General features: G+C 74.6%; 2 protein-coding genes (1 of these 2 running past the window's edge). Both read right to left on the bottom strand.

All coding sequences use genetic code 11. The features are described from left to right. Positions 1-28 precede the first annotated feature (28 nt). The gene (locus ACLJQM_RS28515; RefSeq protein WP_410633585.1) at positions 29-9,250 is read right to left on the bottom strand and encodes a type I polyketide synthase; all 9,222 of its coding nucleotides are present in this window, start codon (positions 9,248-9,250) and stop codon (positions 29-31) included. A 29-nt stretch (positions 9,251-9,279) separates the two neighbouring features. Further along, positions 9,280-16,234 carry the 3' portion of a type I polyketide synthase gene (locus ACLJQM_RS28510; RefSeq protein ID WP_410633431.1) on the bottom strand. The gene runs 8,162 nt beyond the window's last position, so 6,955 of the gene's 15,117 nt are visible here — the last part of the coding sequence; its start codon lies beyond the right edge, outside the window — the gene reads right to left on this strand; it ends in the stop codon at positions 9,280-9,282.

Raw genomic sequence — 16,234 nt, 5'->3', positions numbered from 1 at the left:
AACCTCATCCGTTCGTCCAGTCAGGGCGTCACTGCGCCGGCGGCGGGGAAATCTTGTCGATGAAGGCGAAGACCTCGTCGACCGACGCGTCGGCCAGCTGTGCCTTCTGCGGCGCGGGTTCCGCGCTCCACCGGTTCAGCAGGGACTTCAGCCGCATTTCGACGCGCAGCCGGAGGTTCTCGTCGGTTTCGAGGTCCCCCAGCGACGCCTCCAGCTGGTCCAGCGCCCCGAACGCCGACTCGCCGGGCGCGGTGCCCGGGGTGATCTCGGCGGCCAGGAACCGGGCCAGCGCCACCGGTGTCGGGTGGTCGAAGACGGCGGTGGCCGCCAGCCGCAGGCCGGTGACCTCCCGCAGCCGGTTGCGGACCTCGACCGCGGTCACCGAGTCGAAGCCGAGGTCGCGGAACGGCCGGGTGCTGCCGATCGCGTCGGCGCCGCGGTGACCGAGGACGACCGCGGCTTCGGTGCGGACCAGGTCGAGCACGGCCCGGTCGCGCTCGGCCGCCGTCAGCCCGGCCAGCCGCTCGCGCCAGCCGGCCGCGGCACCTTCGTCGTAGCGGGTCTGCTCGGCTTCCAGCCGGTCCAGCACCTGCCGGACCGCGGGCAGGTCCTCGATCAGCGGGCGCCGCCGCGACGCCGTGAAGGCCGGCACGAACCGCTCCCAGTCGACGTCGGCCACGGCGAGGAACGTCTCGTCGCGGTCGAGGGCGCCCTGCATGGCCGCCACCGCACGCTCGGGCGCCATCGGCCGCAGGCCGCGACGCCGCAGCTGCTGCTCGCCTTCGTCCCGCGCCATCCCGCCGCCGGCCCAGAGGCCCCAGGCCACGGAAGTCGCCTTGACGCCGCGGGCGCGGCGCTGTTCGGCGAGCGCGTCGAGGTAGGCGTTCGCGGCGGCGTAGGCACCCTGGCCCGCGCTGCCCCAGACGCCGGAGTTGGAGGAGAACAGCACGAACGCTTCGAGGTCGTCGCCCAGCAGCTCGTCGAGGTGCGCGGTGCCCGCGACCTTCGCCGCGAGGACGTCTTCGAACTCGTGCAGCCCGGTCTCGGCCAGCGTGCTCGACTGCGGCAGCCCGGCGGCGTGCACGACGGCGGTGGGCGCGTGCTCCAGCCCGGTCAGCAGCTCCTCGACGGCCTTGCGCTCGGCGACGTCGCAGGCGGCGATGGTCACCGCGCAGCCGAGTTCCCGCAGTTCGTCGGCCAGTTCGGTGGCGCCGGGGGCGGCTTCGCCACGACGGCTGGTGAGCACGAGGTGCTCGGCGCCGGCGCGGCCCAGCCAGCGGGCGACGTGCGCGCCCAGCGAACCGGTGCCGCCGGTGACGAGCACGGTGCCGCGCGGCCGCCACGGCTCCCCCGCGGGTGCCGGACGCGCCGGGCGCAGGCGGCGGGCGAGGACGCCCTGGGCGCGGATCGCGAGCTGGTCTTCGCCGCCCGGCTCGGCCAGTACGCCGGCCAGCCGGTCGGCGGCACGGTCGTCCAAGGTCGCGGGCAGGTCGAGCAGACCACCCCACAGTCCCGGGTACTCCAGGCCGATCACGCGGCCGAGACCCCACAGCTGCGCGGGCACGCTCGACGCCGGGGCGTCGCCCGCGCCGGTCGCGACCGCGCCGCGGGTGAGGATCCACAGTGGAGCGTCGATCCCGGCTTCGGCGAGCGCCGGGGCCAAAGCGGCTGTCGCGGCGACCCCGGAAGCGATCAGCGGGTGACCGGGCACCGGCGTTTCGTCGAGACCCAGCAGGGAAACCACACCGGCGTACTCCCCGGGCGGCAGGTCCTCCGCCGTGGTGGTGACGACCTCGGCGCCGCGGACGGCGAGCGCGTCGAGCACCGAGTCCGCGAAGGAACCGCGACCGGCGGGCACGAGTGCCAGCCAGCGCCCGGAAAGCAGCGGCAGTACCGGTTCGGCGACCGGTGTCCAGCCCACCTTCAGGCACCAGGAGTCCACAGTGGATTCTTCGGTGCGGCGGGTGCGCCAGCGGGACAGCGCGGGCAGCACGGCGTCCAAAGCCGCGCTGTCGACACCGAGGACGCCGGCGAGGTCGTCGGTTTCCTCGAGCGCCGTCCAGAGCCCGTCGTCGGCCGGGGCCGCCGGGGCCGGGTCGAGCCAGTACCGCTGGTGGTCGAAGGCGTACGTCGGCAGCGGGACCAGCCGGGCCCCTTCGCCGAACGCCGGCGTCCAGTCGACGTCGACGCCGTGCACCCACGCTTCCGCGAACGACGTGTACAGCCGGTCGAGGCCGCCTTCACCGCGGCGCAGCGTACCCGTCACGACGGCTTCGTCCACAGTGTCCTGGACGCTCATCGTGAGCACCGGGTGCGAGCTGCATTCGACGAACGTGCCGTAGCCGTCCCCGGCCAGCAGCCGGGTGGTCGCGTCGAACAGCACCGGGTTGCGCAGGTTGGTGTACCAGTAGCCGCCGTCGAGCCCTGCGGTGTCGAGGGGTTCGGCGGTCACCGTGGAGTAGAAGGCGATGTCGGACGAGCGCGGCGAAACCGGCGCGAGCAGCTCGCGCAGCTCGGCTTCGATCTCTTCGACCTGGGCCGAGTGGGAGGCGTAGTCGACCGGGATCCGCTTGGCGCGCACGCCGTCGGCTTCGCAGGACCGGATCAGCTCGTCCAGTGCGTCCGGAGCGCCGGAGACCACCACCGCGGCCGGGCCGTTCACCGCCGCGACCGAAAGCTGCTCGGTCAGGCGGGCTTCGACGGACTCGCGGGATGCGGCCACGGACACCATTCCCCCGCGCCCGGCCAGCGCCAGGATCGCCTTGCTGCGCAACGCGACCACGCGGGCGGCGTCCTCCAGGGAGAGCGCACCGGCGACCGCGGCCGCGGCGATCTCGCCCTGGGAGTGGCCGATGACGGCGTCGGGCTGGACGCCGTGGGCGCGCCAGGCTTCGGCCAGCGACACCATCACGGCGAAGAGCGCGGGCTGGACGACGTCGACCCGCTGGAGCATGGCGTCGTCACCGAGGACGGCCGGCAGCGACCAGTCGACGAACGGCGCCAGCGCGCGTTCGCAGTCCCGCATGCGGGCCGCGAACGCCGGCGACGTGTCCATCAGGTCCAAAGCCATCCCCACCCACTGCGAGCCCTGCCCGGGAAAGACGAAGGCGACCTTGCCCCCGTGGCGGGCGCTGCCCCGCACCAGGCCGGGAACGGCCCGGCCGTGGGCGAGCGCGCCCAGGGCGTCGTGGCCGCTGTGCTCACCGGCGGCCACGAGCACCGCCCGTTGTTCGAACGTAGACCGGGAATTCGCGAGGGAGTACCCCACATCTGCGGCCCGGACCCCCTGTGCGGCCCCTACGCGGGCCTGCAGGCGACGGGCCTGCGAAGCCAGGGAATCGGGGGTCTTCGCGGACAGGACCCAGGGCACCGGGCCGGTCGCGGCGGGCCCGGACAGCTCCGCCGCGACCGGCTCCGGTGCGGCTTCGAGGACCGCGTGGGCGTTGGTGCCGCTCATCCCGAACGACGACACGGCGGCCCGGCGCGGCCGGCCGGTTTCGGGCCAGGGCCGGCTTTCGGCCAGCAGCCGGACGTTGCCGGTCGTCCAGTCCACATGGGACGACGGCGTGCCGGCGTGCAGCGTGGCGGGCAGCACGCCGTGGCGCAGGGACAGGACCATCTTGATGATGCCGGCGACGCCGGAGGCGGCCTGGCTGTGGCCGATGTTCGACTTGACCGAGCCGAGCCACAGGGGGTGCTCGCGGTCGCGGCCGTAGGTGGCCAGGAGGGCCTGGGCCTCGATGGGGTCGCCGAGGGTGGTGCCGGTGCCGTGGGCCTCGACGGCGTCGACGTCGTCGAAGGTCAGCCGGGCGTTGGCCACGGCCTGGCGGATGACCTGCTGCTGGGCGGGGCCGTTGGGGGCGGTGAGGCCGTTGGAGGCGCCGTCCTGGTTGACCGCCGAGCCGCGGATCACGGCGAGGACCTCGTGGCCGTTGCGCTGGGCGTCGGCGAGCCGCTCGACCAGCACGACGCCGACGCCCTCGGCCATGCCCATGCCGTCGGCGTCGTCGGAGAAGGCCTTGCAGCGGCCGTCGGACGCGAGCGCGCGCTGACGGCTGAAGGCGACGAACGACGCCGGGGTCGACATCAGCGCCACCCCGCCGGCCAAGGCCATCGTGCACTCGCCGTTGCGCAGCGACTGGCAGGCCAGGTGCAGCGCGACCAGCGAAGACGAGCACGCGGTGTCGACGGTGACCGCCGGCCCGGTGAGCCCGAAGGTGTAGGAGATCCGGCCCGAGACGACGCTGGCCGCGCCGCCGGTGAGCAGGTGCCCGGCCGAGCTGTCCGGCTGGGCGAGCCCGATGCCGTAGTCGGCGTAGTTGGTGCCGACGAACACGCCGGTCGCGCTCCCCCGCAGGCTCTCCGGGTCGACGCCGGCGCGTTCCATCGCCTCCCACGTCGTCTCCAGCAGGAGCCGCTGCTGCGGGTCCATGGTGAGCGCTTCGCGCGGCGAGATGCCGAAGAAGCCCGGGTCGAAGTCGCCCGCGTCGTGCAGGAAGCCGCCGTGGCGGGTGTAGCTGGTGCCCTCGTGGTCGGGGTCGGGGTCGAACAGCGCGTCGGTGTCCCAGCCGCGGTTGGCCGGGAACCCGGTGATGGCGTCGCCGCCCGCGGTGATCAGCTCCCAGAGGTCCTCGGGGCTGGTGATGCCGCCGGGGTAGCGGCAGCTCATCGCGACGATCGCGATCGGCTGGTCGTCGGCGACCGCGACGACGGTTTCGGTGACCGCGGTCGTGGCGCCGAAGAGGCCGTCGAGCAGGAACGCCGTGATCCGCTCGGCGGTCGGGTGGTCGAACGCGAGGGTGGCGGGGAGGCTCTGGCCGGTTTCGGCGGCGAGGCGGTTGCGCAGCTCGACGGCGGTGAGCGAGTCGAAGCCGAGTTCCCGCAGGGCGACGCCGGGTGCGACGGCGTCCGGGCCGTCGTGGCCGAGGACCGCCGCCGCGGTGGCGCGGACCAGCTCGAGCACGGTCCGGGTGCGGTCGGCGGCGGACTGCCCGGTCAGGCGCTCGCGCAGGCCGCCCGGGGTGACCGGGGCCGCTTCCACGGTCAGCGCGTTGCGGACCTCGGGCAGCTCGTCCAGCAGGGGGCGGGGCCGCAGCGCGGTGAAGACCGGGGCGAACCGCGTCCAGTCGACGTCGGCGAGCGCGAGGAACGTCTCGTCGTCGGCCAGGACCTGGCGCAGCCCGGCGAACGCGAGGTCGGGGTCGAGGAACGGCAGGCCCTGGCGGAGCAGGCGGCTCGCGTCGAAGTCCTGGTTCTCCTTGGCGGCGTCCCAGGGGTTGACGGCGTTCCAGACGCCCCAGGCCAGCGAGGTCGCGCGGAGGCCGCGGGTCCGTCGGCGCCGGGCGAGGGCGTCGAGGTGGGCGTTGGCCGCGGCGTAGGCCGCGTGGTCGCCGCTGCCCCACACGCCGGCGATCGAGGAGAACAGGACGAACGCATCGAGGTCGCGGTCGAAGACGGCGTCAAGGTTTTCGGCGCCGAGCACCTTGGCCTTGGCGACGGCGGCGAACTCGGCGACGTCGGTGGCGTCGATCGAGGCCAGCTCGATGAGCGCGGCGGCGTGGATCACCGCGCTGATGTCGTAGCGGTCGGCGAGGGCCTGCACGTCGGCCCGGTCGGCGACGTCGCAGGCGGCGAAGGTGACCGGGATGTCCAGCGCGGCGGTCAGCTCGGCCGCGCCGGGCGCCTGGTCGCCGCGGCGGCTGGCCAGGACGACGTGTCCGGCGCCGGTGCGCTCCAGCCAGCGGGCGATCCGCGGGCCGAGCGCGCCGGTGCCGCCGGTGACGAGCACCGTGCCGCGGAACGACCACGTGCTGGGCGCGGTTTTCGGTGCGGCGGCTCGGACCAGGCGGCGGACGAGGACGCCGGACGGGTGGATGGCGAACTGGTCTTCGTCGCCGCTGGTGGCGAGGATGGCGGCGAGGCGGGCGGCGGCCCGGTCGTCGAAGTCGGCAGGCAGGTCCACCAGGCCACCCCAGCGGCCGGGGTGTTCGAGGCCGATCACGCGGCCGAGGCCCCAGATCTGGGCCTGCGCGGGCGACGGCGTCTCGGTCGCGACGGCGCCGGACGTCAGCAGCCACAGCGGTGCGCTGATCGCCGCGTCGCCGAGGGCCTGGGCGAGCAGCAGCGTGCCCGCGACCCCGGACGGCAGTTCGGGGAAGTCCGGGTGCGGCCGTTCGTCGAAGCCCAGCAGGGAAACCACGCCCGCCGGGTTCGGTTCGGCCGCACGGAGGCGCGCGGCCAGGCTCTCCCGGTCGCCGGTCACCTCGACCGGCACGATCTCGATGCCGAGCGCGTCCACCATGGCCGAGTCCTGACCGGGCGCGACCACGGCGAGCCAGCGCCCAGCCGGCACTTTCACGTGAAAGTGATGTGGAGAACCCACCTCCGGATCACTTTCACGTGAAAGTGCGGGGGCCGGGCGCCAGCGGACGTCGTAGCGCCAAGAGTCCACCGTGGACTTGTCGTGTGCCGTCCGGCGCCACTCGCTCAGCGCGGGCAGCAGCTCGCTCAACGGGATTTCGGTGTCGACGCCCAGCGTCTCGGCGAGGGCCTGGAGGTCGTGGCTGTCGACGACCTCCCAGAACCCGGAGTCCTCCGTGGTCGCTACCACGGGCGTGCCGGGCTTCAGCCAGTAGTGGCGGTGCTGGAAGGCGTAGGTGGGCAGGTCGACGCGGGCCGCGCCGGCGAAGTACGACGTCCAGTCGACCTTGACGCCGCGTACGTGCGCTTCGGCGACCGAAAGCGCGAAGCGGGCCAGGCCGCCTTCGCCGCGACGCAGGGAGCCGAGCGCGACGACGTCGTCCCCGATCGCCATGGTCAGCACCGGGTGCGGCGACGCCTCCACGAACGTCCCGAACCCCTCGCGCTTGAGCTGCTCGACCGCGATGTCCAGCCGGACGGTGCCGCGCAGGTTCGTGTACCAGTACTCGGCGTCGAGTGCGGTGCCGTCGATCCATTCGCCGGTCACCGTGGAGAAGAACGCCGTCTCCCCCCGCCGCGGGGCGATCGGGGCCAGGACGTCCAGGAGTTCGTCGCGCAGCTGTTCCACCTGGACGGAGTGGGACGCGTAGTCCACCGGGATCCGGCGGGTGCGCACGTCTTCACACGCGGCCATGAACTCTTCGAGGGCTTCCGGTTCACCGGAGACGACGGTCGCGGCGGGGCCGTTCACCGCGGCGATCGAGATGCGCTCACCCCAGGGCCGGGCGAGCGCCTCGGTCCGCTCGCGCGAGGTGGCCACGGACACCATCCCGCCCGCACCCGCCAGCGCGAGGATCGCCTTGCTGCGGAGTGCGACCACGCGCGCACCGTCCTCGAGGGACAGCGCACCGGACACGACGGCGGCGGCGATCTCCCCCTGCGAGTGGCCGATCACGGCGTCCGGGCGCACCCCGTGGGCGGCCCACAACGCGGCGAGGGACACCATCATCGCGAACAGCGCGGGCTGCACGACGTCGACGCGGTCCAGGTCGAGGTCGCCGTCCAGCAGCGAGAAGCCGGTGTGCGGTTCGAGGGCACGCGCGCACTCGGTGAAGCGAGCGGCGAAGACCTCGGACGTGGCCAGCAGCTCCGTCGCCATCCCGGCCCACTGGGCACCCTGGCCGGGGAAGACCATGGCGACCTTGCCGGCGCTCCCGGCGGCACCCGTGACGACGTTCGGCGCCGGGACGCCGTCAGCCAGCGCCCGCACGCCCGCGAACAGGCGCTCCCGGTCCTCGCCGACCACGACCGCACGGTGCGCGAACGCGGACCGGGTCGTCGCCAGGGAAAGCGCGACTCCGGCCGGGTCCGCGTCCACAGTGGCCAGCCGGGACGCCTGCTCGCGCAACGCCTCCGCCGACTTGGCCGACAGCACCCACGGCAGGACGCCGTCGACGGGCTCCGCTGCCGCAGGCTCCTCGGCGGGCTCCTCCAAGATGATGTGCGCGTTGGTGCCGGAGATCCCGAACGACGACACCGCACCCCGGCGCGGCCGGTCCGCGGTCCACTCGCGGCCTTCCTGCAGCAGCTCGACCGCGCCCTCGGTCCAGTCGATCTTCGTCGACGGCGTCCCGGCGTGCAGGGTCGGCGGCATCCGGTGGTTCCGCAGCGCCATGACGAGCTTGATGATGCCGCTGACGCCGGCCGCGGCCTGGGTGTGGCCGATGTTCGACTTCACCGAACCGAGCCAGAGCGGCTCCGGGCGGTCCTGGCCGTAGGTGGCCAGCAACGCCTGGGCTTCGATCGGGTCGCCCAGCGCCGTGCCGGTGCCGTGCGCTTCCACCAGGTCCACGTCCACAGTGGACAAGCGGGCGTCGGCGAGCGCGTCCCGGATCACGCGCTGCTGGGACGGCCCGTTCGGCGCGGACAGGCCGCTGCTCGCGCCGTCCTGGTTCACCGCCGAACCGCGGACGACGGCAAGCACCGGGTGCCCGTGCCGGCGCGCGTCGGACAGCCGCTCCACGAGCAGCATGCCGACGCCCTCGCCCCAGCCGGTGCCGTCGGCGCCCTCGGCGAACGCCTTGCACCGCCCGTTGCCGGACAGGCCGCCCTGGCGCTGCATCTCGGTGAACATGCCGGGGTTGACCATCACCGCCGCACCACCGGCGAGCGCGAAGTCGGATTCCCCGCGCCGCAGCGACTGCACGGCCAGGTGCAGCGCCACCAGCGACGACGAGCACGCCGTATCGACGGTGACGGACGGGCCTTCGAGGCCGAGGGTGTAGGAGATCCGGCCGGACAGGACGCTGGTCGCGGTGCCGGTCATCAGGTGCCCCGCGACCGCTTCGGCGTCCTCGCCCGCCCCGGTGGCGTACCCCTGGTGCGCGGCGCCGACGAACACCGCGGACCGGCTGCCGCGCAACGACTCCGGCACGATCCCGGCGCGTTCCAGCGCCTCCCACGACGTCTCCAGCAACAGTCGCTGCTGCGGGTCCATCGCGAGCGCTTCGCGCGGCGAGATGCCGAAGAACCCGGCGTCGAACAGGCCCGCGTCGTGCACGAAGCCGCCTTCGGCCGCGAAGCCGGCGTCGTGCGCGTCCGGCCAGCCGCGGTCGGCGGGGAACCCGGACATCGCGTCGCGGCCGCCGTCCACCAGCTGCCACAGGTCTTCCGGCGAGCGGACGCCGCCCGGGAACCGGCAGGCCATCCCGACGATCGCGATCGGCTCGAACCCGGCGTCCTCCACCTCCTGGATGCGCTTGCGGGCGCGCCGGAGGTCCGCGGTCACCTTCTTCAGGTATTCCCGGAGCTTCGCGTCGTTGTCCATCAGGCCCCATCCCGTCGGTGCGTGGCGTCCATTCAGGACAGCCCGAGCTCGTTGTCGATCAGGTCGAAGATTTCGTCGTCGGTGGCGGCGTCGAGCCCGTCGCCGGACTCCTCGTCCGCCTGCGCGCCGCGCCGCCGGGCCAGCAGCGTCTCCAGGCGCGCGGTGATCCGCCTGCTGTCGCCGGCGCCTTCGAGCACGCGCTCGAGCCGGTCCAGCTCGGCCAGGACCGCCGCGTCCGCGTCCGCTTCCCCGGGCGCGAGCCCGGCCAGCAGGTGCGCCGCCAGGTCGGCGGGCGACGGGTGGTCGAAGACCAGCGTGGCCGGCAGCCGCAGCCCGGTCTCGGCGGTGAGGCGGTTGCGCAGCTCCACCGCGGTCAGCGAGTCGAAGCCGAGGTCCAGGAACCCGCGGCCGCCTTCGACGTCGGCGGCCGAGCCGTGGCCCAGCACCGTGGCGACGTGCCCGCGCACGAGGTCGAGCAGGAACTCGCCGCGCTCGGCCGCGGGCACCGCACCCAGGCGCTGCGCGAACGGCGGGCCGGACGGCTCACCATCGGCGGCCGCTTCGGCGGTCCGGCGAGCCGGGGCCCGCACGAGCGAGGCGAACAGCGGCGGCAAGCCCGCTTGTGCCCCCAGCGCGGCCGTGTCGAGCTGCAGCGGCAGCAGCACCGGCTCGGGCCGCGCGGCGGCGACGTTGAACAGGTCGAGGCCGCTTTCGGCGGTGAACGGGACGAACGCGGACCGCTCCAGCTTCGCGCGGTCGGCGTCGCCGAGCCCGCCGAGCATCCCGTCGGTGGCCCAGGGACCCCACGCCAGCGAGCCGGCGGGCAGGCCGCGCGCAGAGCGGTACTGCGCGAGCGCGTCGAGGAACGCGTTGGCCGCGGCGTAGTTGCCCTGACCCGGGCTGCCCAGCGTGGCCGCGGCCGAGGAGAACAGCACGAACGCCGACAGGCCGAGGTCCCGGGTGAACTCGTGCAGGTTCAGCGCGGCGTCCACCTTGGGCCGCAGCACCGCGTTCAGCCGCTCGGGGGTCAGCGACGCGACGACGCCGTCGTCGAGCACGCCGGCCGCGTGCACCACGCCGGTGAGCGGCCGCTCCGCCGGGATCGCGGCGAGCACCGCGGCCAGCTCCCGGCGGTCGGCGGCGTCCCCGGCGACGATCCGCACGTTCGCGCCGAGTTCCCGCAGGTCGGCGGCCAGTTCGGTGGCGCCCGGCGCGTCCGGCCCGCGCCGGCTCAGCAGGACCAGGTCGCGGACGCCGTGCCCGGTGACCAGCCGCCGGGCGAGCAGGCCGCCCAGCGCGCCGGTGCCGCCGGTGATCAGCACCGTGCCGGGGCCGAAGCACGACGGCATGGTGAGCACGACCTTGCCGACGTGCTTGGCCTGGCTGACGAACCGGAACGCCTCGGGCGCGCGCCGCACGTCCCAGGTCCGGACCGGCAGCGGGGTCAGCGCGCCCGCTTCGAACAGCGCGATGACCTCGGTGAACAGCTCGCGGATCCGGTCCGGCCCGGCTTCGACGAGGTCGAACGCCTGGTAGGCCACGCCCGGGTGGGCCGCGGCGACCTCGCCCGCGTCGCGGACGTCGGCCTTGCCCATCTCCAGGAACCGCCCGCCGCGCGGCATCAGCGCGAAGGACGCGTCGACGAACTCCCGGGTCAGCGCGTTGAGCACGACGTCGACACCCCGGCCGCCGCCGGCCTCGCGGAACAGCTCGGCGAACCCGGTCGTGCGCGACGACGCCAGGTGCGCGTCGTCGAGCCCGGACGCGCGCAGGACGTCCCACTTGCCGGGGCTCGCGGTCGCGTAGACCTCGGCGCCGAGGTGGCGGGCCAGCTGGATGGCGGCCATGCCGACGCCACCGGCACCGGCGTGGATCAGCACGGACTCCCCCGCCCGCAGCCCGGCCAGGTCGACCAGGCCGTAGTAGGCGGTGAGGAACACGATGGGCACCGAAGCCGCTTCGCTGAACGACCAGCCTTCGGGCATCTTCGCCAGCATCCGCTGGTCCGCGACCGAGCGCGGGCCGAACGAGCCGGGGAAGAAGCCCATCACCTTGTCGCCGGGCTTGAGGCCGGTGACGCCTTCGCCGCACTCCAGCACGACGCCGGCGCCTTCGATGCCCATGATCGGCTCGCCCGGGTACATGCCGAGGCCGATGAGGACGTCCCGGAAGTTCATCCCGGCCGCGCGGATGGCGACCCGGACGTGACCCGCTTCGAGCGTCTCCGGCAGCGGATTCGGGATCAGCGCGAGGTTTTCGAGCGTGCCCGGGCCGGTGGTGTCGAGCCGCCAGTTGCCCTCGGCGGGCACGCGCAGCAGGTCACCGGAGCCGGCGCGCACCAGCCGTGCGGCCAGTGCGCGGCCGTCCCGCAGCGCGAGCTGCGGTTCGCCCGAGGCGACCGCGCCCAGCAGGGCCGCCGAGCGCGGGTCTTCGTCGTCGAGGTCGACCAGCACGAGCCGGCCGGGGTTCTCGAACTGCGCCGACCGCAGCAGGCCCCACACGGGTGCGGCGGTGAGGTCGGGCACGCGGTCGCCGTCGACCGCGCCGACCGCGCCGCGGGTGACCAGCACCAGCCGGGCGGTGCTGAACCGCTCGTCGGCCAGCCAGGCGCGGACCAGGTCCAGCGCGAAGCCGGCCCGGTCCTTCGGCTGGGGCGAGTGCCGGATCGCGGAGAACACGAACTGCGGCTCCTCGCCGGTCTCCGCCGTGCTGCGGCCGAGGTCCGCGAGGTCCACATAGGACTCCACGGTACCGGCGGAACCGAGCCCGGCGACCAGGCCGAGCGGGTCCGGGCCGATGACCGCGTACCGGCCGGCGGTCGGCTCGGGCACCGGGATCGGCGTCCACTCGACGCTGAACAACGAGTCGCCGCCGTCCGGGCCGCGCAGCTGCTCGGCCGAAACCGGGCGCAGCACCAGCGCGGCCACCGACGCGACCGGTGCCCCGGTGGCGTCGGCGACGTCGACGGCGACCGCGTCCCCGGCACCCGGGCGCAGCCGGACCCGCAGCGCGGCGGCCCCGGTGGCGTGCAGGGTGACGCCGGTCCAGGCGAACGGCAGCCGTGGCCCGGTTTCGCCGTCCCGCAAGCCCAACGCGTGCAGGGCGGCGTCGAGCAGCGCCGGGTGCAGGCCGAACGCGCCCGCCTGCTGCTGCTCCGGCAGCGCGACCTCGGCGTAGATCTCCGCACCGGCGCGCCAGGCCGCGCGCAGGCCGCGGAACGCCGGGCCGTAGCCGAAGCCGGACGCGGCGAGGGTGTCGTAGAAGCCGGTCACGTCAACGGGTTCCGCACCGGCGGGCGGCCACTCGGCGAGCGCGGCGGGTTCCGCCGCGGCCGCCGGGGCGAGCACGCCTGCCGCGTGCGCGGTCCACTCGTCCCGGCCCTCCGGTCGGGAGTGGATCGTCAGCTCACGGCGGCCGTCGGCGTCCGGCCCGCCGACCGCGACCTGGATCGCGACGGCGTCCTGTTCGCGCAGCACGAGCGGGGCGGCGAGGGTCAGCTCTTCGAGCGCCGGGCAGCCGGCCTGGTCACCGGCGCGCACCGCGAGTTCGACGAAAGCCGTGCCGGGCAACAGGACCGTGCCGAGCACGGCGTGATCGGCCAGCCACGGCTGCGTCGCGAGGGACAGCCGCCCGGTGAGGACGACGCCGTCGCCGCCGGCCAGCGGCAGGGTCGCGGCCAGCAGCGGGTGGGCCGCGTCGGTGAGCCCGGCCGCGCCGACGTCCCCGGCCGCCGCGGCCGAGACCTCGGGCCAGAAGCGCCGGTGCTGGAAGGCGTACGTCGGCAGCGGGACGCGGCGCGCGCCGGTGAACGCGGCCGAGAGGTCGGCCGGGACCCCGCGGACCCAGAGCCCGGCGAGCGCGGTGGCGAACGTGCGTTCCTCCGGCCGGTCGCGGCGCAGCAGCGGCACGGCCACGACGTCCTCGCCGAGGCAGTCCGCGGCCATGGCGCTGAGCACGGCGTCCGGGCCCGCTTCGAGGAACGTCCGGACGCCCTGGCCGGCCAGGGTGGCGACGGCGTCGGCGAACCGCACCGACGCCCGCACCTGGCGCACCCAGTAGTCCGGAGTGGACAATTCGGGACCGGCGAGCTCGCCGGTCACCGTGGACACCACGGTCCGTTCGGCCGGGTGGTAGGTCAGCCGGTTCGCGACCGCGGCGAAGTCGTCGAGCATCGCGTCCATCCGCGGGGAGTGGAACGCGTGGCTCACCTTGAGCCGCTTGGTCCGCACGCCCGCGGCGGCGAACCCGGCGGCCAGTTCCAGGACGACGTCTTCGTCGCCGGAGACGACGACCGAGCCGGGTCCGTTGACCGCGGCGATGTCCGCCCGGCCGCCGGTCTTGGCGACCTCCGCGGCCACGGCTTCTTCGCCCGCTCGCAGGGAAACCATCGCCCCGCCGTCCGGCAGTGCGTCCATCAGGCGGCCGCGGGCGGCGACCAGTTCGGCGGCGCCGGCCAGCGACAGGACCCCGGCGACGTGCGCCGCGACCAGCTCGCCGATCGAGTGGCCGGCGAGGTAGTCCGCGTGCACGCCCCAGCTTTCGGCCAGCCGGTGCAGCGCCAGTTCCACGGCGAACAACGCGGTCTGGGTGTAGGCGGTCCGGTCGAGCAGCGCGGCCTTTTCGGTGCCCGGCTCGGCGAAGACGAGGTCCCGGATCGAGTGCTCCAGGTGCGGGTCGAGGTGCGCGCAGGCCTCGTCGAACGCGTCGGCGTAGACGCTGAACCGCGCGTACAGCTCGCGGCCCATGCCGGCGCGCTGCGCGCCTTGCCCGGTGAACAGCACCGCCAGCGGCCCGGTGGCCGCCTCGCCCGAGATCACCTCGGGCGCGGGCGTGCCCTCGGCCAGCGCGGTCAGTCCCGCCCGGAAGTCCGCGGCCGTGGTGCCGAGCACGACGGCCCGGTGGTCCAGCGCGGCGCGGCCGGTGGCCAGGGAGAACCCGATGTCGGCGGGTGTTCCATCCACTTCGGACAGCCGGTTCGCCTGTGCCCGGAGCGCGGCCACCGAACGGCCGGAGACCGGCCACGGCACCAGCCGATCGGGCACCTCGGTCCGGTCGGCGAGAACGGGCTCGGCCTGCTCGATGATGGTGTGCGCGTTGGTTCCGGAGATGCCGAACGACGAGATCCCGGCCCGGCGCGGCCGGGCGGCGGTCCACTCGCGGGCTTCGGTGAGCAGCTCGACCGCACCCGCCGACCAGTCCACGTGGGACGACGGCGTGTCGACGTGCAACGACTTCGGCAGCAGCTCGTGCCGCATCGCCATGACCATCTTGATGATGCCCGCCGCACCGGCGGCGGCCTGCGTGTGCCCGATGTTCGACTTGATCGAGCCCAGCCACAGCGGTGTTTCCCGGTTCTGGCCGTAGGTCGCGAGGACCGCCTGCGCCTCGATCGGGTCACCCAGCGTGGTGCCGGTGCCGTGCGCCTCGACGACGTCCACATCGGACGGCGTCAGGCCCGCGTTCGCCAGCGCCGCACGGATCACGCGTTGCTGCGACGGCCCGTTCGGCGCGGTCAGGCCGTTCGACGCACCGTCGGAGTTGACCGCCGAACCTCGGACGAGCGCGAGGACTTCGTGGCCGTTGCGACGGGCGTCGGAAAGCCGTTCCAGGAGCAGCAAACCCGCGCCTTCGGCCCAGCCGGTGCCGTCGGCGGCCTCGGCGAACGGCTTGCACCGGCCGTCCGGGGCCAGCCCGCGCTGGCGGCTGAACTCGACGAACGCGCCCGGGGTCGACATGACCGTGACGCCGCCGGCGACGGCCATCGTGGACTCGCCCTGGCGCAGCGACTGGCAGGCCAGGTGCAGCGCGACCAGCGACGACGAGCACGCCGTGTCGACCGCGACCGACGGCCCCTCCAGACCGAAGGTGTAGGAGACGCGCCCGGCGATGACGCTCGTGGTGTTGCCGGTCAGCAGGTGGCCTTCGACACCGGACGCCGAGCCGAGCATGGTGACGTAGTCCTGGCCGTTGGTGCCGGCGAACACGCCGGTCTTGCTGCCGCGCAACGAATGCGGGTCGATGCCCGCGCGCTCGAACAGCTCCCACGCCGTCTCGAGCAGCAGCCGCTGCTGCGGGTCCATGGCGAGCGCCTCGCGCGGCGAGATCCCGAAGAACGCGGCGTCGAACTGGCCGACGCCATGGAGGAAGCCGCCGTCGCGGGCGTAGCTGCGGCCGCTCTTGCCGGGGTCCGGGTCGTAGAGCGCGCCGAGGTCCCAGCCGCGGTCGTCGGGGAAGCCGGAAATGCCGTCGCCGCCTTCGCCGACCAGCCGCCAGAGGTCCTCGGGCGAGCGGACCCCGCCCGGGTAGCGGCAGCTCATCGCGACGATCGCGATCGGGTCGTCGGCGACCTCGGCCACGGTCGCGGGCGCGCCCGGTTCCGGGGCGCCGGCGCCGAAGATCTCGCCGAGCAGGCGGTCGGTCAGGTCGGCCGGGGTCGGGTGGTCGAACACCAGCGTCGAGGGCAGGGCGAGGCCGGTGTCGGCGGCCAGGCCGTTGCGCAGCTCCACCGCGGTGAGCGAGTCGAAGCCCAGGTCCTTGAACGGCCGGACCGGGTCGATCGCCTCGGCGCCGTCGTGCCCGAGGACCGCCGCGGCGCGGGCGCGCACGACGTCGAGGAGCACGCGACGCCGTTCGGGCGCGGGCAGCCCGGCCAGCCGGGTGGTCAGCTCGGCCGTGCCGCGAGTGGTTTCGCCTTCGGTCACGGCGAACTCGGGCAGCTCGGCCATGAGCGGCCGCTGCCGGGCGGCCGCGTACGAAGGCGCGAAGCGGGCCCAGTCGACGTCGGCGACGACGACGGTCGTCTCGTCCAGCTCGACGGCCTGCAGGAGGGCGCGCAGGCCCAGCTCCGGGTCCAGCGGGAGGAGCCCGCGGCGGCGGAGCAGTTCGTCGCCCTCCTCGGACGCGCCCATGCCGGCGCCCGCCCACGGGCCCCAGGCGATCGACGTCCCGGCGAGCCCGGCGGCGCGGCGGCGTTCGGCGAGGGCATCG

The organism is Amycolatopsis sp. cmx-4-83 (assembly GCF_046548815.1).
In the GTDB taxonomy this organism is placed as follows: Bacteria; Actinomycetota; Actinomycetes; order Mycobacteriales; family Pseudonocardiaceae; genus Amycolatopsis; species Amycolatopsis pretoriensis_A.
Note: the sequence above shows the minus strand (reverse complement) of the source record. Positions and strands in the feature narration are given on the sequence as shown.